The sequence below is a fragment of the Mesorhizobium sp. M2E.F.Ca.ET.209.01.1.1 genome (genome assembly GCF_004010375.2).
Taxonomy (GTDB): Bacteria; Pseudomonadota; Alphaproteobacteria; order Rhizobiales; family Rhizobiaceae; genus Mesorhizobium.
This window is the reverse complement of record NZ_SADP02000682.1, coordinates 1-333: the sequence shown is the minus strand read 5'-3', so window position 1 is coordinate 333 and position 333 is coordinate 1. Positions and strand designations below refer to the sequence as shown.

At 62.5% G+C, this 333-nt stretch carries 1 protein-coding gene; it reads left to right on the top strand.

All coding sequences use genetic code 11. From position 1 onward, the window contains the following. On the top strand, positions 1 to 232 hold a 232-nt coding region (locus EN852_RS37420), incomplete at its 5' end, for an EamA family transporter (RefSeq protein WP_145994156.1). Between the last annotated feature and the right edge of the window lie 101 nt (positions 233 to 333).

Sequence of the window (333 nt, the reverse complement as noted above, 5' to 3'; positions counted from 1 at the left end):
GCGCGACTGGAAGGCCGGGGTGTTCACCGGCGTGCTCAGCGGCGCGGCCTACTGGATCGTGATGTGGGCAATGACCAAGGCGCCAATCGCCTCGGTCGCGTCGCTGCGCGAGACCTCGATCCTTTTCGCCATGATGATCTCGGTCTTCGCGCTGGGCGAGAAGATGACGGGCTGGCGCGGTGCTGCCGCGCTCAGCATTGTCGCCGGCGTCGTCGCACTCAGGCTCGGATAGAGCGGTCTGCCGTTTCACGGAAACGGCAAACCGCTCTAAGTCCTTTTTGTCTTGGCGCAATTACGGACGGAAAACCGCTCACACTTTTTCTGGACTTGCGC